Consider the following 17,702-nt stretch of genomic DNA (forward strand, 5'->3'; position numbering starts at 1 on the left):
GTTAGCCGAAAACGACCTGTTCTTAGGTAATCCTGCCATCTGCGACAGTGGCTATTGCGGGGGCTGTGAAGCCCTTACAGAATCGGCTGACCAATCCTCTTTTAGGAACACCGTCATGATGCACGCAGACCTGATTGACCAGGACGACCTGATTGGCAAACTCCGGGCGCTGGGCTTCTCGACGCCTTCGGGCGCTACCCCCGAAGAGGCTTGCTCACACGCGGTGCGCGGCCTCAATGAAGAGCGCGCCAGTGCCTTGAAGGGGCTGGTGGTCAGTGTGCTGGGCAGCAACGCGACGATTCTGCCGGCCGTACGCCAGGCCATCGACCAGCAACTGTTGCCGGCGCTGGCGGCGTACAAACAGAGCCATGCCTGAAACGCAATCGCCCCCGTGAGCGGGGGCAATTGCGCATGGCCAGGCAAGCCGGGTCGATCAAACCCTTACGCTGGCAAACGTCGACTCGTTGCGGGCCTGATTCAGTGCCGACAACGGCCCGGACAGCGGGGCCAGGACCATGGCCTGCGGAATCGGCAGCATGGCCACCTGTTGCGCGGTATTGGAGCCGACGCGCTCGTCGCGTGGTGGAATGCCGAAGTATTCGCGGTAGCACTTGGAGAAGTGCGGCGTGGAGACAAAACCGCACACCGACGCCACCTCGATGATCGACATCGGCGTCTGCTTGAGCAGTTGCCGGGCACGGATCAGGCGCAGCTTGAGGTAGTAGCGCGACGGCGAACAGTGCAGGTATTTCTGGAACAGTCGCTCCAGCTGACGACGCGAAACCGCGACATACACCGCCAGTTCGTCGAGATCGATCGGCTCTTCGAGGTTGGCTTCCATCAGCGCGACGATTTCCTGCAGTTTGGGCTGGTTGGTGCCCAGCATGTGCTTGAGCGGCACGCGCTGGTGGTCCTGCTCGTTGCGGATGCGTTCGTAGACGAACATCTCGGAAATCGCCGCCGACAGTTCACGGCCGTGATCGCGGCTGATCAGGTGCAGCATCATGTCCAGCGGCGCGGTGCCGCCAGAGCTGGTGAAACGGTTGCGGTCGAGGGTGAACAGCCGGGTGCTCATGCTGACGCGCGGGAAGGCTTCCTGCATCGAGGCCAGGCATTCCCAGTGCACGCTGCAATCGAAGCCGTCGAGCAGGCCGGCGCAGGCCAGCGCCCAACTGCCGGTGCACACCGCGCCCAGCCGACGCGACTGGCGGGCTTGCGATTGCAGCCAGCTGACGTGCTCACGGGTGACGGTACGCTGGATGCCGACGCCGCCGCAGACGATCACGGTGTCCAGCGCCGGGGCTTTCTGCATCGCGGCATCGGGGGTGATCTGCAAGCCGTCGCTGGCCCAGACCTGGCTGCCGTCCAGGCTCAGGGTGGTCCAGCGATACAGCTCGCGGCCCGATAGCTGGTTGGCCATGCGCAGGGGTTCGACCGCCGAGGCGAGAGAGATGAGCGTGAAATTGTCGAGCAGCAGGAAGCCGATGGACTGTGGCGTGCGGTTCTGGGGGCCGGCCCCTGGGTTGAACGATGTCATCACGGAATCTCCTCACACATAAGCGGGGGTGGCCTGCAACGAGGCTCTTTTTATTGCCCTGTAATCCTTAGGGCTGTGCCATTGCATCGCAATTCCCATGCCTGAAAATCAAATCCCCTTACAAAAAAACCAAAAACGACGTCGCTGAGCGTACGCACGACAGCGACCCGCTTATTCAAATGCGACAAACCGCCGCGCCGGGGTGTCGCAATGAGCAATTTGGTAGCACTCGGACAGCTGAAGAAACAACCCTACAGAAAGAGGTGTCACTGCAAGCACGATTGGCGGGGGAATAAGCGCGCCATAAAAAGGCGAAATGGACAGGGTGTGAGCAAAAAGCGGGCGGCACGGGCTCATGTTCAACCGGCGCCGCCCTCGGGGTCAGCACTCGACGGCGTTGACCGCCAATCCTCCGCGTGAGGTTTCCTTGTATTTGTCGTGCATGTCGGCGCCGGTGTCGCGCATGGTGCGGATCACCCGGTCCAGCGAGATGAAGTGTTCGCCGTCGCCGCGCAACGCCATTTGCGCGGCATTGATGGCTTTTACGGCGGCAATCGCATTGCGCTCGATGCACGGCACCTGCACCAGCCCGCCCACCGGGTCGCAGGTCAGGCCCAGGTTATGCTCCAGGCCGATTTCGGCGGCGTTGCACAGTTGTTCAGGCGTCGCGCCGAGGATATCGGCCAGCCCGGCGGCGGCCATGGCACAGGCCGAGCCGACCTCGCCCTGGCAACCGACTTCGGCACCGGAGATCGACGCATTCTTCTTGCACAGGATGCCCACCGCCGCCGCGCCGAGAAAATAGTCGACGACGTTGGCCTCGCTGACATCGGGGCTGAACTTGACGAAGTAATGCAGCACCGCCGGAATGATCCCCGCCGCGCCATTGGTCGGCGCGGTGACCATGCGCCCGCCGGCGGCGTTTTCTTCGTTGACGGCCAGGGCAAACAGGTTCACCCATTCCATGGCGCTGAGGGTCGAGCCGATCACGTTGGGCTTGCCCAGCTCTTGCAGGCTGCGGTGCAGCCTGGCGGCGCGGCGGCGTACGTTAAGCCCGCCGGGCAGAATGCCTTCGTGCTTGAGGCCGCTTTCGACACAGTCCTGCATGGCGCGCCAGAGTTTCATGATGCCGGCATTGATTTCAGCCTCGCTGCGCCAGGCCTTTTCGTTGGCCATCATCAATTGCGACACCCGCAGGCCGTGCCGGCGGCACAGCTGCAACAGCTCTTTGGCACTGGAAAATTCGTAGGGCTGCACGGTCTTGTCGCTGTCCAGCTCGCCGCTGCGCGCCTGGGCCTCGTCGACCACAAAACCGCCACCAATCGAGTAATAGGTCTCGCGGAACACTTCGCCACTCTTGCCTTCGGCAATCAGGGTCATGGCGTTGGGGTGGAACGGCAGGTTCTCGTCGAGCAGCAGCATGTCCCGCGACCAGACGAACGAGATCGGCAGATCACCGTCGAGCAGCAGCGTGTCGCTCGCCTTCAGGGTCTTGATGGCCGGATCGATCTTCGACGGATCAATAGCGTCGGGCCATTCGCCCATCAGGCCCATGATCACCGCGTTGTCGCTGCCATGGCCGATGCCGGTGGCCGACAGCGAGCCGTACAGGCGCACCTCGATGCGCTCGATGCTGTGCAACCGATCGGCGTCGCGCAAGCCCTGGACAAACAGGGCGCCTGCGCGCATCGGGCCTACGGTGTGCGAGCTGGAAGGGCCGACACCAATTTTGAACAGGTCGAAAACGCTGATTGCCATTGCTGCAAAGCTCCATCATCAGGTCGCGCCATACTGCAGCGCTTTTATGGGCGTAACTGCTACGCTGGATCTGTCCCGGCGCCAGCACATGCTGGCCGGCAGGGATCGAACAGTGCGTCGCCGTTCGCGGTTATACCGGCATCATCGGGGTTTTCAGGCACTGCGCGCCGCTCCACACCGACGCAATCATGCTCAGCAACGCCGCCGTCTGTAATGGGCAATTGCACGCCGTAAAACGGCGTAACCGGGCCGCTTTCACTACCCGAACAGGGGCACCGCAGGCCAAAAGAAACTGGAAACGACCTTGCGCACACTGGATACGACCCCTCCTGTACTGGATACGACTCCCCCTGTAGGCGTTTGATTTTGGCTGGTAGATGATCGAATCCATGTCGCCCACAGACAGTTCGCACGGCACCGTGATGGGCTTACCCAAGCCTCGCCGATATAGCCGCGTCATCCCCATGAACGATGACGATGAGAAGAAAAATCACAGGAGCTTACCCATGAAAGGTTCACAGTCGTTATTGTTGGCCGCCATGCTCGGCTTGCCGTTGCTGGCTCAGGCCGTAGAACCCCAGGCATGCCACACCGTCAACTTCTCCGATGTCGGCTGGACCGACATCACCGTCACCACTGCGGTGACCAGCGAAGTGCTCGAAGCGCTCGGCTACAAGACCAAGACCACAATGATTTCGGTGCCCGTGACCTACAAGTCGCTGGCCGAAGGCAAGAACATGGACGTTTTCCTGGGTAACTGGATGCCGACCATGGAGAACGACATCAAGTCCTACCGCGAGGCCGGCACCGTCGAAACCGTGCGCGCCAACCTGGAGAACGCCAAGTACACCCTGGCCGTGCCCCAGAGCCTGTACGACAAGGGCCTGAAAGATTTTTCGGACATCGTCAAATTCAAGAAAGAGCTGGACGGCAAGATCTACGGCATCGAGCCGGGTAACGACGGCAACCGCCTGATCCAGAGCATGATCGACAAGAACGCCTTCGGCCTGAAAGACGCAGGCTTCAAGGTCGTCGAGTCCAGCGAAGCCGGCATGCTCTCGCAGGTCGACCGTTCCAGCCGCCGCGGCACCGACGTGGTGTTCCTGGGCTGGGAACCGCACCCGATGAACACCCGCTTCAAGCTGCAATACCTGACCGGCGGCGACGAGTTCTTCGGCCCCAACTTCGGCCAGGCGACCATTTATACCAACACCCGCAAGGGCTACAGCGAGCAATGCAGCAACGTCGGACAGTTGCTGAAGAACCTGTCGTTCACGCTGGCAATGGAAAGCACCCTGATGGGCAAAGTGCTGGACGACAAACAAAAGCCTGACGCCGCCGCACGCGCCTGGCTCAAGCAGAACCCTCAGGTGCTGGACACCTGGCTGGCCGGCGTGACTACCGTGGACGGTAAACCGGGCCTGGAAGCGGCCAAAGCCAAACTGGCTGAGTAACACGATGGCAGGCGGCCAACCTCCGCCTGCGATCCTTTCCTACCCCGCAAGCGGACACCCGACATCATGATCACTGATCACAAACTCCCTTTGGGCGATTACATTGCTGCCTTCGTCGACTGGCTGATACGCCATGGCGCAAACTACTTCGATGCAATCGCCTACTCCCTGGAATTGATGATTCACGGCCTGACTTCCGGCCTTGCATGGTTCAACCCGTATGTCCTGATCGGCCTGATTGCCGCGCTGACGCACTTCATCCAGCGCAAATGGGGCCTGACCCTTTTCGTCATCCTGTCGTTCTTGCTGATCCTCAATCTGCATTACTGGCAGGAAACCCTGGAAACCCTCGCCCAGGTGCTGTTCGCCACCCTGGTGTGCGTAATCATCGGCGTGCCGCTGGGCATCATCGCGGCGCACAAGCCACTGTTCTACACCTGCATCCGTCCGGTCCTGGACCTGATGCAGACCGTACCGACCTTCGTCTACCTGATCCCTACCCTGACCCTGTTCGGCCTGGGCGTGGTGCCGGGGCTGATTTCCACGGTGGTCTTCGCCATCGCAGCGCCGGTGCGGCTGACCTATCTGGGCATTCGCGATGTGCCGCAGGAGCTGCTCGATGCCGGCAAGGCATTCGGCTCGTCGCGACGCCAGTTGCTGACCCGTATCGAACTGCCTTACGCCATGCCAAGCATCGCCGCCGGTATCACCCAGTGCATCATGCTGTCGCTGTCGATGGTGGTGATTGCCGCACTGGTCGGCGCCGACGGCCTGGGGAAACCAGTGGTCAACGCACTGAACACCGCCGACATTTCGGTGGGCTTCGAAGCCGGTCTGGCCATCGTGTTGCTGGCAATCATGCTCGACCGTATCTGCAAACAACCTGAAGCCAAGGCAGGGTCCGACGCATGAGTATCATCAAGTTCGAAAACGTAGACGTGATCTTCAGCAAGGACCCGCGCGAAGCGCTCAGGCTGCTGGACCAGGGCAAGAGCCGTGGCGAGATCCTCAAGCAGATCGGCCAGATCGTCGGCGTCGAAAAAGCCAACCTGGACATCAACAAGGGCGAGATCTGCGTGCTGATGGGCCTGTCCGGCTCAGGCAAATCGAGCCTGCTGCGCTGCATCAACGGCCTGAACACCGTCAGCCGTGGCTCGTTGTTCGTCGAGCACGAAGGCTCGCAGATCGACATCGCCCACTGCACGGCGGCAGAACTGAAGATGATGCGCACCAAGCGCATCGCCATGGTGTTCCAGAAGTTCGCGCTGATGCCGTGGCTGACCGTACGCGAGAACATCAGCTTCGGCCTGGAAATGCAGGGTCGTCCGGAGAAAGAGCGGCGCAAGCTGGTCGATGAAAAGCTTGAGCTGGTGGGCCTGACCCAGTGGCGCAACAAGAAGCCCGACGAGCTGTCGGGCGGCATGCAACAGCGTGTGGGCCTGGCCCGTGCGCTGGCCATGGACGCCGATATCCTGCTGATGGACGAACCGTTCTCGGCCCTCGACCCGCTGATTCGCCAGGGCCTGCAGGACGAACTGCTGAGCCTGCAACAAAAGCTCAGCAAGACCATCGTCTTCGTCAGCCACGACCTGGACGAGGCCCTCAAGCTGGGCACGCGCATCGCGATCATGAAAGACGGGCGGATCATCCAGTACAGCGTGCCGGAAGAGATCGTGCTCAACCCGGCCGATGAGTACGTGCGCAACTTCGTCGCCCACACCAACCCGCTCAATGTGCTGTGCGGCCGCAGCCTGATGCGCACGCTGGACAACTGCAAGCGCATCAACGGCTCGGTATGCCTGGACCCGGGCGGCGACTCGTGGCTGGACCTGGCCGAAGGCAACGTGATCAAGGGCGCCCGCCAGGGCGTAGCGCCCATCCAGCTACAGAACTGGCAGTCCGGCGACGGCGTCGGCCACCTGGAACGTCGTCCGACACTGGTCGACTCGGGCATCGGCATGCGCGACGCCTTGCAGATCCGCTACCAGACCGGCAACAAGCTGGTGTTGCAGGACGGCAACCGGGTGGTCGGCATTCTCGGCGACACCGAGCTGTACCACGCACTGCTGGGCAAGAATCACGGCTGATAACCCCGCTGTAGGAGCGCGCTTGCCGGGATGCCGGACCACCGCGACCGGCTGCGTAGCAGTCGTAAAATGTCAGCGTTTCACAGATTTCTGTGAGCGCTGCGCACTCAGTCGCGGGCAAGCGCGCTCCTACCGTGTCCCATGCTTCTTTGTCCTTAATTTTTTTATTGTTTTATCGACCCGCCGAAAAAACCTAGACTGCTGGGCCGTTTTTAGCCCATTGCACGTCAGGAGACTCTGCTTCATGCCCAAGGTCGGTATGCAACCCATTCGTCGCCAGCAACTGATTCAAGCCACCTTGAGTGCCATTGATCAAGTCGGCATGGGCGACGCCAGCATTGCCCTGATCGCCCGCCTGGCCGGCGTTTCCAATGGCATCATCAGCCACTATTTCAAAGACAAGAACGGCCTGATCGAGGCCACCATGCGTCACTTGATGAGCGCCTTGAGCAGCAACACCGCCAGCCGCCGCCAGGCCCTGGCCGACGACAGCCCGCGCGCGCATTTGCGGGTGATCATCGAGGGCAACTTCGACGTCAGCCAGGTCAACGGCCCGGCGATGAAAACCTGGCTGGCATTCTGGGCCACCAGCATGCACCACCCTTCCCTGCACCGCCTGCAACGCATCAACGACCACCGCCTGTATTCGAACCTGTGCTGGCAGTTCCGCCGCGTGCTGCCTGAACAACAGGCCCGCAGCGCCGCACGCGGTCTTGCCGCACTGGTCGACGGCCTGTGGCTGCGCGGCGCCTTGTCCGGGGATGCGTTCGATACCGAGCAGGCCCAGCGTATTGCGCTGGAGTATGTCGATTTGCAATTGGCCAAGGCGCAGGGCTGAATAGCCTTTATCCCTGCCCAGGAGCCCCGCCCGCATGTTCGACTTCCATGCCACGCTCAAACAGCGCTTTGCAGCCCTCAGCAGTGAAGCGTCGTTTTATTCCATACGCCATGTGCGCCGTACCCATCAGCACCTGTCGGTGCGCCGCAATGTGGCGCAGCCGTTGTCGCAAGGCCTCGATCAGGGCGCGATGATCACCGTGCGCCTGAATGGCGTCGAAGCCTACGCCGCAACCCACGACCTGTCGCAGCGCGGCCTGCAAACGGCGCTGGAGCGCGCCGAAGCGCTGGCCCGGCAATTGGCGCCGCATGCGCTGCTGGACCTGCGCGAGCAGCCGGTGTCCAGCGCCTGCGCCGACTACCTGTCGCCGCAACTGGACGCCGCGTTTCCGTCCCTGGGCGATGTGCTGACACTGCTGCAGGACGAATCCGCCGCCGTGCCCAGCGATGAACGCCTGGTCGACTGGCAAACCAGCCTGGGCCTGGAAACGGTCGAGCAGATTTACCTCAACAATGCCGGCGCGCAGATTCGCCAGGCCCAGCGTTTCGTCTATCCGGGCATGAGCGTCACCGCCTATGACGGCCACGACAGCCAGATCCGCAGCCTGGGCGGCAGCAATTTCGGCCAGCAGGGCGGCGCAGAAGTCATCGAGCGCTGCGGGCTGATCGGCGCGGCACCGAAGATTGCCGATCAGGCGCTGCAACTGATCCAGGCGCCCAATACTCCGAGCGGGCCACGCGACCTGCTGTTGATGCCCGACCAGATGACCCTGCAGATCCACGAGTCCATCGGCCACCCGCTGGAACTGGACCGCATTCTGGGCGACGAGCGCAATTACGCCGGCACCAGCTTCGTCAAGGCCGCCGACTTCGGCACCCTGCAATACGGCTCGGCGCTGCTTAACGTGACCTTCGACCCGGACATTCCAGAACAACTGGCCAGCTACAGCCATGACGACGACGCCAGCCCCGCCAGCAAGCATTACCTGATCCGCAACGGCTTGCTGGAGCGTCCGCTCGGTGGTGCGTTGTCGCAATACCGCAGCGGCCTGCCGGGCGTTGCCAACAGCCGCGCCTGCAACTGGAACCGCGCGCCCATCGACCGCATGGCCAACCTCAATATCGAGGCCGGCGATCAGTCGTTCGAGCAACTGGTGGGCGGCATCGAGCGCGGCATCCTGATGTCGACCAACCGTTCGTGGTCCATCGATGACGCGCGCAACAAGTTCCAGTTCGGCTGCGAATGGGGCCAGTTGATCGAAGACGGCCAGCTCAAGGGCGTGGTCAAGAACCCCAACTACCGTGCCGTGTCGGCGCAGTTCTGGCGCAACCTCAGCGCGGTCGGCAATGCCAGTACCGTCGAAGTGCTGGGCACGCCCAATTGCGGCAAGGGCGAGCCCAACCAGGTGGTGCGCGTCGGGCATGCGTCGCCGGCCTGTGTGTTCAGTGCGGTGGATGTGTTCGGAGGAGACGCCTGATGGACCGTCAACAACAGTTTGAAACGCTGGTCGCCGTACTCAAGGCGGCCCTGCAGGCGGGCGAGCAGTTCACCTTGGCCTATGACGCCGAAGCCTCGGACTTCATTCGCTTCAACCACGGCCAGGTGCGCCAGGCAGGCTCTGTGCAGCAGGCCAGCGTCAGCCTCAAACTGATCGACGCAGGCCGGCATGCCGACCTGACGCTGACCCTGGCCGACGACCCGGACGAAGACCGCCTGCGCCTGCAACAGGCTGTGCGCCAGGTGCGTGAAGCCCTGCCGTTGCTGCCTGAAGACCCGTATTTGCTGCCCAACAACGAAGCCTGGCACAGCGAAAGCTGGCAAACCCCGCCGCTGCCCGACAGCAGCGATGTGGTGGCGCAGATCGGCGAGCGTGCCCGCGACCTGGACCTGGTCGGCATCTATGCCGCCGGCCCGATTTATCGCGGCTTTGCCAGTTCATGGGGCGCGCTGGGCTGGCACCAGGCCAATAGTTTCAACCTCGACTGGAGCCTGTTCCACGAAAACGGCCAGGCGGTAAAAGCCAACTACGCCGGCCATCACTGGGACAACGCGGCGTTTCAGCGCCAGTTCGAGCAGGCCCGCGAGCAGCTGGAATACCTCGGCCGGCCCGCCATCACCCTCGCGCCGGGGCAGTACCGTGCCTATCTGGCGCCGGCCGCGCTGGACGAGATTATCGGCATGCTCAGTTGGGGCGGCTTTTCCGCGCAGGCGATTGCCAGCAAGCACAGCCCGTTACAGCGCCTGTACGACGGCGAGGCACGCTTCAATGCCGCGGTGTCACTGGACGAACAGGTCAGCGGCTCGTTGTCACCGGCATTTTCCGGCGAAGGCTACCCGCGCCGCGACCTGGCGCTGATCACCCATGGCAAGGCCGGCGAGCGGCTGGTCGACTCCAGCAGCGCCGCCGAATACCGCCTGCCGGCCAACGGCGCCAACGCCGGCGAATGGCCCAGCGCGCTGAGCATGGCCGGTGGCGACCTGGAACATGAGCAGATTCTGGCGCGGCTCGGCACCGGCCTGTACATCGGCAACCTCTGGTACCTGAACTTCTCCGACATGCCGGCGGCGCGCATGACCGGCATGACCCGCTTCGCAACCTTCTGGGTCGAGGACGGTCGGATTGTTGCGCCCGTCAGCACCATGCGCTTCGACGACAGCGCCTACAGCCTGCTCGGTGAACAGCTCGAAGCATTGACCCGCGAACGCGAGCTGATCCTGTCGACCAGCACCTACGAGCAGCGCCAGACAGCCTCGACCCGGTTGCCCGGTGCCCTGATCAACCGCCTGACCTTGACGCTATAGCCAACCGCATGACGACTTCGACACCTCAGCTGGACGAGAAAACCCTGCGCTGGATGCCTTGGGTAATTGCCATCGCCTTCTTCATGCAAAGCCTGGACGGGACCATCCTCAACACGGCACTGCCGTCGATGGCCCACTCGCTGCAGGAAGACCCGCTGCGCATGCAGTCGGTGGTGATCGCCTACATGCTGACCATCGCCTTGCTGATCCCGGCCTCGGGCTGGATCGCCGACCGCTTCGGGATCAAGCGGATCTTCTTCAGCGCCATCCTGCTGTTCAGCGTCGGTTCCTTGCTGTGTGCGGTGTCGTGGTCGCTCGACATGCTGGTCGGCGCGCGGATCATCCAGGGCCTGGGCGGTGCGCTGATGCTGCCGATCGGCCGGCTGATCGTGCTGCGCGCCTACCCGCGTTCGGAACTGGTACGGATCATGGGTTTCATCACCGTGCCCGGCCTGCTCGGCCCGCTGTTGGGCCCGACGGTGGGCGGCTGGATGGTCGAGTACATGAGCTGGCACTGGATCTTCCTGCTCAATATTCCGGTCGGCATTCTGGGTTGCTATGCGGTGCATCACTTTATTCCGGACATTGCCGGTGGCGGCCGCACACGCTTCGACAGTGTCGGCTTCTTGCTGTTTGGCGCCTCGATGCTGCTGATCACCATCGCCCTTGAAGGCCTGAGCGAACTGCACCTGTCGCCGTTGCGCGTGGTGCTGTTGCTGTTCGCCGGCATGGGCTGCCTGGCGGCCTACTGGCTGCGCGCAGGCCACGTGGAGTCGCCGCTGTTTGCGCCCAGCCTGTTTCGCACCCGCACCTTTGCGGTAGGCATTCTCGGCAACCTGTTCTCACGCCTGGGCAGCGGCGCACTGCCGTTTCTGCTGCCATTGCTGCTGCAAGTGGCGCTGGGGTATTCGCCGTCGCAGGCGGGCATGAGCATGCTGCCGCTGGCCGCCGCCGGGATGTTCGCCAAGGGCATCGCCCGCTGGCTGATCGACGCACTGGGTTACCGGGTGATCCTGACCGGCAACACCCTGCTGCTCGGCATACTGCTGGCCAGCCTGGCGCTGGTCGATGCGCAAACACCGTATTGGGTCTTGCTGGTGCACCTGGCGCTGCTGGGCGCGGTGAACTCGTTGCAGTTCACGGCGATGAACACCGTGACCCTCATCGACCTGGACGACGCCAGCGCCGCCAGCGGCAACAGCTTGCTGTCGGTGGTCGCGCAACTGGCCCTGAGCCTGGGCGTGGCCTGCGCGGCGGCGCTGCTGGGCGGATTTACCAACGCCACGGACGGTGAGGCCAGCAGCGTCCTGGGCGCGTTCCAGCTGACCTTCCTCAGTGTCGGGGTGATGTCGGTGCTGGCGGCGGGAATCTTCCTGCAATTGCCGGCACGCGAGAAAGCCAAGTCGTAGGAGCGACCGGGCGGCAATCCACGAGGCTGCGCGACCTGATACACTGCGCAGCATTTTGTCTTGCAGGTTCACCGTCGTGACACAAACCGCTTTCAACACCTTGCCCCTGTCCGCTGCCATGTTGGCCAACCTTGAGTCGCTGGGGTACGCCGAAATGACGCCGATCCAGGCGCAGGGCCTGCCGGTGATCCTCAAGGGCATGGACCTGATTGCCCAGGCCCAGACCGGCAGCGGCAAAACCGCCGCCTTCGGTATCGGTCTGCTCAACCCGATCAACCCGCGCTTTTTCGGCTGTCAGGCACTGATCATGTGCCCGACGCGCGAACTGGCCGACCAGGTGGCCAAGGAAATCCGCCGCCTGGCGCGTGCCGAAGACAACATCAAGGTGCTGACCCTGTGTGGCGGCGTACCGTTCGGCCCACAGATCGGCTCGCTGGAACACGGCGCGCATATCATCGTCGGCACACCGGGGCGTATCCAGCAGCACCTGCGCAAGGGTTCGCTGGTGCTCGACGGCGTCAACACGCTGGTACTTGATGAAGCCGACCGCATGCTCGACATGGGCTTTGTCGACGCCATCACCGACATCGTCAGCCAGACCCCGGAGCGCCGCCAGACCCTGCTGTTCTCGGCCACGTACCCGGCCGGCATCAAGCAACTGGCCGCCAAGTTCATGCGCGACCCGCAGATCGTCAAGGTGCAGACCCTGCACGCCGACAGCCAGATCCAGCAGATCTTCTACGAAATCGCCCCTGAGCAACGTCTTGAGGCCGTGGTTCGTGTGCTCAATCACTTCCAGCCGGCCTCGGCCGTGGCCTTCTGCTTCACCAAGCAGCAGGTGCAGGAAGTGGTCGATCACCTGACCGCCAAGGGCATGTCGGCCGTGGCCCTGCATGGCGACCTGGAGCAGCGCGACCGTGACCAGGTGCTGGCGATGTTCGCCAACCGCAGCACCTCGGTGCTGGTGGCCACCGATGTCGCCGCCCGCGGCCTGGACATCGATGCGCTGGACATGGTGATCAACGTCGAGCTGGCGCGCGACTCTGAAATCCACATTCACCGCGTCGGCCGTACCGGGCGTGCCGGTGAGAAAGGCGTGGCGATCAGCCTGGTCGCACCACCGGAAAGCGCCCGCGCGCGCGCCATCGAGTCGCGGCAACAGGCGCCGCTGAACTGGCAGCAATACGACGCCCTGAGCACCAAGGGCGGTGCGCGCCTGCAACCGGCGATGACCACGCTGTGTATCGCCTCGGGCCGCAAGGAAAAACTGCGCCCCGGCGATATCCTGGGCGCCCTGACCGGCGACGCCGGCATTCCGGGCGCGCAAGTGGGCAAGATCGCGATCTTCGATTTCCAGTCGTATGTGGCCGTGGAACACGCCATCGCCCAGCAAGCCCTGGACCGCCTGAGCAAGGGCAAGATCAAAGGCAAATCGCTGCGCGTGCGCATCCTCTGACTTTTTTATTTCCCCGAGCCCTGAGGATTGTGGTGTGCCCGCTACTGACGTTGTAATTATCGGCGCCGGCGCTGCCGGTTTGATGTGTGCGCTGACCGCCGCTGCGCGCGGTCGGCGGGTGATGGTCATCGACCACGCCAACAAGCCTGGCAAAAAGATTCTGATGTCCGGTGGCGGGCGCTGCAACTTCACCAATATGTACACGGAGCCGGCCAACTTCCTGTCGCATAACCCGCACTTCTGCAAGTCGGCGCTGGCGCGTTATACCCAGTGGGATTTCATCGCGATGGTCGCCAAGCACGGCGTGCCCTATCACGAGAAAAAGCTCGGCCAGCTGTTCTGCGACAACAAGGCCAGCGACATCCTCGAGATGTTGCTGGACCACTGCCGCGACGCCGGCGCCAGCCTGCACATGGACACCTCGGTGCAAGGTATCGAGAAGACCGACAGCGGCTATCGCCTGCACACCACGCTGGGCACGCTGGACTGCACCTCGCTGGTGATTGCCAGTGGCGGGCTGTCGATTCCGACGCTGGGCGCGACCGGGTTCGGTTATCAGGTCGGCCAGCAGTTCGGCCATACCCTGTTGCCGACCCGCGCAGGCCTGGTGCCGTTCACCATCACCGACCAGCTCAAGGCGCTGTGTACCGAGCTGTCGGGTACTTCGGTGGATTGTCTGGTGAGCTGCAACGACAGCGCGTTCCGCGAGAACCTGCTGTTTACCCACCGCGGCCTGAGCGGGCCGGCGATGTTGCAGATTTCGTCGTTCTGGCAACCGGGCGACACGCTGCACATCAACCTGCTGCCCGACCACGACGCGCATGAATGGCTCAAGCAGCAACAGGCCGAGCGCCCCAACAGCGAACTGAAAACCCTGCTGGGCGAGATTTTCACCAAGAAGATGGCCACCCTGCTCGCCGAGCACTGGTTCACCTCCAGACCGCTGAAGCAGTACACCCACGCGGAACTGGCGGCCATCGCTGAAAAACTCGCGGACTGGCACGTGGTGCCGGCCGGCACCGAAGGTTATCGCACCGCCGAGGTCACGCTGGGCGGCATCGATACCCGCGAAGTGTCGTCCAAGACCATGGAGTCGCTGAAGTCACCGGGGCTGTACTTCATCGGCGAAGTGCTGGATGTGACCGGCCACCTGGGCGGCTTCAACTTTCAGTGGGCCTGGGCCTCGGGCTATGCGGCGGCGCAATACGTGTAACGGGCAGGCGCGTAGAACTTTTGCCGCCGGAATAAATCTTGCTTTGCCGGTGTACAGCGCCACTCAAGCGCTGTACATATTCCTCCTGCCCGTTCAATCGCGAAAAGGTTGTCAGCGCATTCATGGCATCGAAATCCCTTCGTCACACGCTCCGGCGCTTATGGGCTCAGGACAAGTTCAGCTACAGCATCCGGGTGTTCATTGCCCTGACCGGCAGCATGGCGCTGTGCTGGTATCAGAACGAGATGGGCCTGCTGATTCCTCTGTTCCTGGGGATTATCGCCTGCGCCCTGGCCGAGACCGACGATAACTGGCAAGGCCGCCTCAATGCGCTGGCGGTGACACTGGTGTGCTTCACCGTCGCGGCGCTGTCGGTCGAGCTGCTGTTTCCTTACCCGTGGATCTTTGCCATTGCCCTGGCGCTGGCAAGCTTTTGCCTGACCATGCTCGGGGCGCTGGGCGAACGCTATGGCGCCATCGCCTACGGCACGCTGATTCTGTCGGTGTACACCATGATCGGCGTCGACCAGCGCGGCGGCGAGGTGCTGGATTTCTGGCACGAACCGATGCTGCTGGTCGCCGGCGCCGCCTGGTACGGGCTGCTGTCGGTGCTGTGGCAGATGCTGTTTTCCAACCAGCCGGTGCAGCAGGCGCTGGCCCGGCTGTTTCGTGAACTGGGGCAGTACCTGAAGCTCAAGTCGAGCCTGTTCGAGCCGATTCGTACCCTTGATGTCGAAGCGCGGCGCCTGGAACTGGCCCAGCAGAATGGCCGGGTGGTGGCGGCGCTCAACGCGACCAAAGAGATTATTCTGCACCGGGTCGGCAGCGGCCGGCCGGGCTCCAAGGTCAGCCGCTACCTGAAGCTGTACTTCATCGCCCAGGACATCCACGAGCGCGCCAGCTCCTCGCATTACCCTTACAACTCGTTGACCGAGGCGTTCTTCCACAGCGATGTGCTGTTTCGCTGCCAGCGCCTGCTGCGCCAGCAAGGTTCGGCCTGCCAGGCGCTGTCCGAGTCGATCCAGATGCGCCAGCCGTTCGTGTACCACGCCAATTTCGCCGAGGCCATGGAAGACCTGCGCGCCTCGCTCGAACACTTGCGCGTGCAGAGCAACCCGGCCTGGCGCAGCCTGTTGCGCTCGCTGCGTGCGCTGGCGGCCAACCTGGAAACCCTCGACCGCCTGATCAAGGACGCCAGCAACCCCGATGCCCTGGCCGATGCCAGCGACAGCAGCCTGCTGGACCGCTCGCCACGCACCCTCAAGGATTTCTGGAACCGCCTGCGCCAGCAACTGACCCCGACCTCGCTGCTGTTTCGCCATGCCCTGCGCCTGCCGCTGGCGCTGACGGTCGGCTACGCGATGGTGCACCTGATTCACCCGGTCAATGGCTACTGGATCATCCTGACCACGGTATTTGTCTGCCAGCCCAGCTATGGCGCCACGCGGATCAAGCTCGGCCAGCGGATCATCGGCACCGCCATCGGCCTGATCGCCGGCTGGGCGCTGTTTGGCCTGGTCACCAACCCGATCCTGCAATCGATGTGCGCGGTGCTGGCCGGCGTGGTGTTCTTCGTCAACCGCACCACCCGCTATACGCTGTCGACGGCGGCGATCACGGTGATGGTGCTGTTCTGTTTCAATCAGGTCGGCGACGGCTACGGGCTGTTGCTGCCGCGACTGCTCGACACCCTGCTGGGCAGCCTGATCGCCGGCCTTGCCGTGTTTCTGTTCCTGCCCGACTGGCAGGGCCGACGCCTGAACAAGGTGCTGGCCAATACCCTGTCGTGCAACAGCCTGTACCTGCGCCAGATCATGCAGCAGTACGCCAACGGCAAAAGCGACGATCTGGCCTACCGGCTGGCGCGACGCAACGCTCACAACGCCGATGCGGCGCTGTCCACGACACTGGCCAACATGCTCAAGGAGCCTGGGCACTTCCGTAAAGAGGCAGACGTGGGCTTTCGCTTTCTGGTGCTGTCGCACACCTTGCTGAGCTATTTGTCGGGCCTGGGCGCACACCGCGACACGCTGCTGCCACCGACCGTGCATGAACAATTGATCGACGGCGCGGGCGCAACCCTGGCCGCCAGCATCGACGACATCGCCCGCTGCCTGGCCGAACGCCAGCCGGTGGCAGTGCAAAGCGATGCCGAGGAAGCGCTGGCCAATGAACTGGAGCAGATTCCTGACGAGCTGGAAGAAAGCCAGCGTCTGGTGCAGACCCAACTGGCGCTGATCTGCCGCCAGCTGGCGCCCTTGCGTACCCTGGCGGCGCACTTGATCAAGCAGCCGGAGCCCGCGCAGGTCGCCTAAAAGCCGTGTCGCCTGAACAGCGCCTCATAACTGCCGTCGGCGCGCATGGCGGCGATGGCGGCGTCGAAGCGCTGCACGATCAAGTCATGTTCGGGGTGCTTGAGGCTGACCAGAATGTGCAGGCCGTTCTCGCTCAACGGCTGCGGCAGAAACTCAATGGCCTCGCGCACCTCCTTATCTTCCAGCGCCAGGTTATGACGCGCGACCAGTTCGTCTTCCAGGGTCAGGTCGATGCGCCCTGCGGCCAGCATGCGCGCGGCCATCGAGAAGTTCTGCACCGGCACTTTAAGCAGTCGCCTGTCGTTGTCGAAGGTCGGGGTATAGGCGTAGCCGCGCACCACGCCGATGCTGTACTGACGCAGCAGCGACAGGCTCCAGTCATCGACAGGCTCATTCTTGCGCTTGAGAAAAAGAATCCGGTTGAGCAGATAGGCGTCGGAAAACTGCCCGATCCTGGTGCGCTCTTCGCTGTACCAGGCATTGATCAATACGTCATGGCGCCCTTCGGCCAGCCCGAGCATCGCGCGTGCCCAAGGCAATTGCTGGTACACCGTGACATAGCCGGCCCTTGCCAGCGCGGTGCTGACAATGTCGGTGGCCAGCCCGCCATTGAGCAGCGCCGAGTCGGTGAACGGCGCCCAAGGGTCGGCCACCAGCCGCAGCCGCTCTGCTGCGTTGCCCTGGGCCACCCACAAGCACCCCATGATCCCTATGACTTGAATCCATCGCTGCATGCGCACGTTCCTGATCTGGCTCGTTGCCCGGAATGCTTCCGATCAACTCATCGATACTCGACACAGCGTTTGGTAGAAACCCATCGATGCTACCAATCC

General features: G+C 63.1%; 14 protein-coding genes. 11 read left to right on the forward strand and 3 right to left on the reverse strand.

Going from position 1 to position 17,702, the window contains the following annotated elements:
- Window positions 1-115 precede the first annotated feature (115 nt).
- The gene (locus ACYAS9_RS28265; RefSeq protein ID WP_463571804.1) at window positions 116-376 is read left to right on the forward strand and encodes a hypothetical protein; all 261 of its coding nucleotides are present in this window, start codon (window positions 116-118) and stop codon (window positions 374-376) included.
- A 57-nt stretch (window positions 377-433) separates the two neighbouring features.
- Here ACYAS9_RS28265 and gbdR read toward each other — a convergent pair whose 3' ends face one another.
- Both gbdR and ACYAS9_RS28275 read right to left on the reverse strand, forming a co-directional pair.
- Window positions 434-1,537, reverse strand: a complete 1,104-nt coding sequence (gene gbdR, locus ACYAS9_RS28270; protein ID WP_463571805.1) for a choline metabolism transcriptional regulator GbdR — start codon at window positions 1,535-1,537, stop codon at window positions 434-436.
- Between the two features lie 381 nt (window positions 1,538-1,918).
- Window positions 1,919-3,295, reverse strand: a complete 1,377-nt coding sequence (locus tag ACYAS9_RS28275) for an L-serine ammonia-lyase (protein ID WP_463571806.1) — start codon at window positions 3,293-3,295, stop codon at window positions 1,919-1,921.
- A 506-nt stretch (window positions 3,296-3,801) separates the two neighbouring features.
- Here ACYAS9_RS28275 and ACYAS9_RS28280 point away from each other — a divergent pair.
- The 10 genes from ACYAS9_RS28280 to yccS all read left to right on the forward strand — a co-directional run bounded on the left by ACYAS9_RS28280 (window position 3,802) and on the right by yccS (window position 16,869).
- Window positions 3,802-4,749 (forward strand): choline ABC transporter substrate-binding protein, encoded by a 948-nt coding sequence (locus ACYAS9_RS28280; protein WP_463571807.1) that lies wholly within the window; start codon window positions 3,802-3,804, stop codon window positions 4,747-4,749.
- A gap of 63 nt (window positions 4,750-4,812) precedes the next feature.
- The gene (gene choW, locus ACYAS9_RS28285) at window positions 4,813-5,661 is read left to right on the forward strand and encodes a choline ABC transporter permease subunit (RefSeq protein ID WP_463571952.1); all 849 of its coding nucleotides are present in this window, start codon (window positions 4,813-4,815) and stop codon (window positions 5,659-5,661) included.
- Entirely contained in the window at window positions 5,658-6,836 is a 1,179-nt protein-coding gene (gene choV, locus ACYAS9_RS28290) for a choline ABC transporter ATP-binding protein (protein ID WP_463571808.1), read from the forward strand. Before choW ends, choV begins: the two co-directional genes overlap by 4 nt.
- Window positions 6,837-7,080: 244 nt before the next feature.
- Entirely contained in the window at window positions 7,081-7,674 is a 594-nt protein-coding gene (gene betI, locus ACYAS9_RS28295; RefSeq protein ID WP_463571809.1) for a transcriptional regulator BetI, read from the forward strand.
- A 34-nt stretch (window positions 7,675-7,708) separates the two neighbouring features.
- On the forward strand, window positions 7,709-9,151 hold the full coding sequence (locus ACYAS9_RS28300) for a TldD/PmbA family protein (RefSeq protein ID WP_463571810.1): 1,443 nt from the start codon (window positions 7,709-7,711) through the stop codon (window positions 9,149-9,151).
- Window positions 9,151-10,476 (forward strand): TldD/PmbA family protein, encoded by a 1,326-nt coding sequence (locus tag ACYAS9_RS28305; protein ID WP_463571811.1) that lies wholly within the window; start codon window positions 9,151-9,153, stop codon window positions 10,474-10,476. Before ACYAS9_RS28300 ends, ACYAS9_RS28305 begins: the two co-directional genes overlap by 1 nt.
- Before the next feature lie 8 nt (window positions 10,477-10,484).
- Window positions 10,485-11,885, forward strand: coding sequence for a multidrug transporter subunit MdtD (gene mdtD / locus ACYAS9_RS28310; RefSeq protein ID WP_463571812.1), 1,401 nt, complete (start codon window positions 10,485-10,487; stop codon window positions 11,883-11,885).
- A gap of 76 nt (window positions 11,886-11,961) precedes the next feature.
- Complete coding sequence (gene dbpA, locus ACYAS9_RS28315) at window positions 11,962-13,341, forward strand: ATP-dependent RNA helicase DbpA (protein WP_463571813.1); 1,380 nt, start codon at window positions 11,962-11,964, stop codon at window positions 13,339-13,341.
- Window positions 13,342-13,375: 34 nt separating this feature from the next.
- Window positions 13,376-14,554 carry a BaiN/RdsA family NAD(P)/FAD-dependent oxidoreductase gene (locus ACYAS9_RS28320; RefSeq protein WP_463571814.1) on the forward strand — a complete coding sequence of 393 codons (1,179 nt, stop codon included), beginning with the start codon at window positions 13,376-13,378 and terminating at the stop codon, window positions 14,552-14,554.
- 122 nt (window positions 14,555-14,676) lie between these two features.
- Window positions 14,677-16,869 (forward strand): YccS family putative transporter, encoded by a 2,193-nt coding sequence (gene yccS, locus ACYAS9_RS28325; protein ID WP_463571815.1) that lies wholly within the window; start codon window positions 14,677-14,679, stop codon window positions 16,867-16,869.
- Here the strand turns inward: yccS and ACYAS9_RS28330 are convergent.
- Entirely contained in the window at window positions 16,866-17,603 is a 738-nt protein-coding gene (locus tag ACYAS9_RS28330) for a substrate-binding periplasmic protein (protein WP_463571816.1), read from the reverse strand. The genes yccS and ACYAS9_RS28330 overlap by 4 nt on opposite strands.
- Between the last annotated feature and the right edge of the window lie 99 nt (window positions 17,604-17,702).

It is taken from the genome of Pseudomonas sp. HP_08 (assembly GCF_055284095.1).

Bases quoted from the DNA above. Each gene is read 5' to 3' on its own strand.
- yccS (WP_463571815.1), top strand. From the start codon at position 14,677: ATGGCATCGAAATCCCTTCGTCACACGCTCCGGCGCTTATGGGCTCAG.
- ACYAS9_RS28275 (WP_463571806.1), bottom strand. From the start codon at position 3,295: ATGGCAATCAGCGTTTTCGACCTGTTCAAAATTGGTGTCGGCCCTTCC.
- betI (WP_463571809.1), top strand. From the start codon at position 7,081: ATGCCCAAGGTCGGTATGCAACCCATTCGTCGCCAGCAACTGATTCAA.
- ACYAS9_RS28265 (WP_463571804.1), top strand. From the start codon at position 116: ATGATGCACGCAGACCTGATTGACCAGGACGACCTGATTGGCAAACTC.
- gbdR (WP_463571805.1), bottom strand. From the start codon at position 1,537: ATGACATCGTTCAACCCAGGGGCCGGCCCCCAGAACCGCACGCCACAG.
- ACYAS9_RS28300 (WP_463571810.1), top strand. From the start codon at position 7,709: ATGTTCGACTTCCATGCCACGCTCAAACAGCGCTTTGCAGCCCTCAGC.
- ACYAS9_RS28330 (WP_463571816.1), bottom strand. From the start codon at position 17,603: ATGCAGCGATGGATTCAAGTCATAGGGATCATGGGGTGCTTGTGGGTG.
- choV (WP_463571808.1), top strand. From the start codon at position 5,658: ATGAGTATCATCAAGTTCGAAAACGTAGACGTGATCTTCAGCAAGGAC.
- mdtD (WP_463571812.1), top strand. From the start codon at position 10,485: ATGACGACTTCGACACCTCAGCTGGACGAGAAAACCCTGCGCTGGATG.
- ACYAS9_RS28305 (WP_463571811.1), top strand. From the start codon at position 9,151: ATGGACCGTCAACAACAGTTTGAAACGCTGGTCGCCGTACTCAAGGCG.
- ACYAS9_RS28280 (WP_463571807.1), top strand. From the start codon at position 3,802: ATGAAAGGTTCACAGTCGTTATTGTTGGCCGCCATGCTCGGCTTGCCG.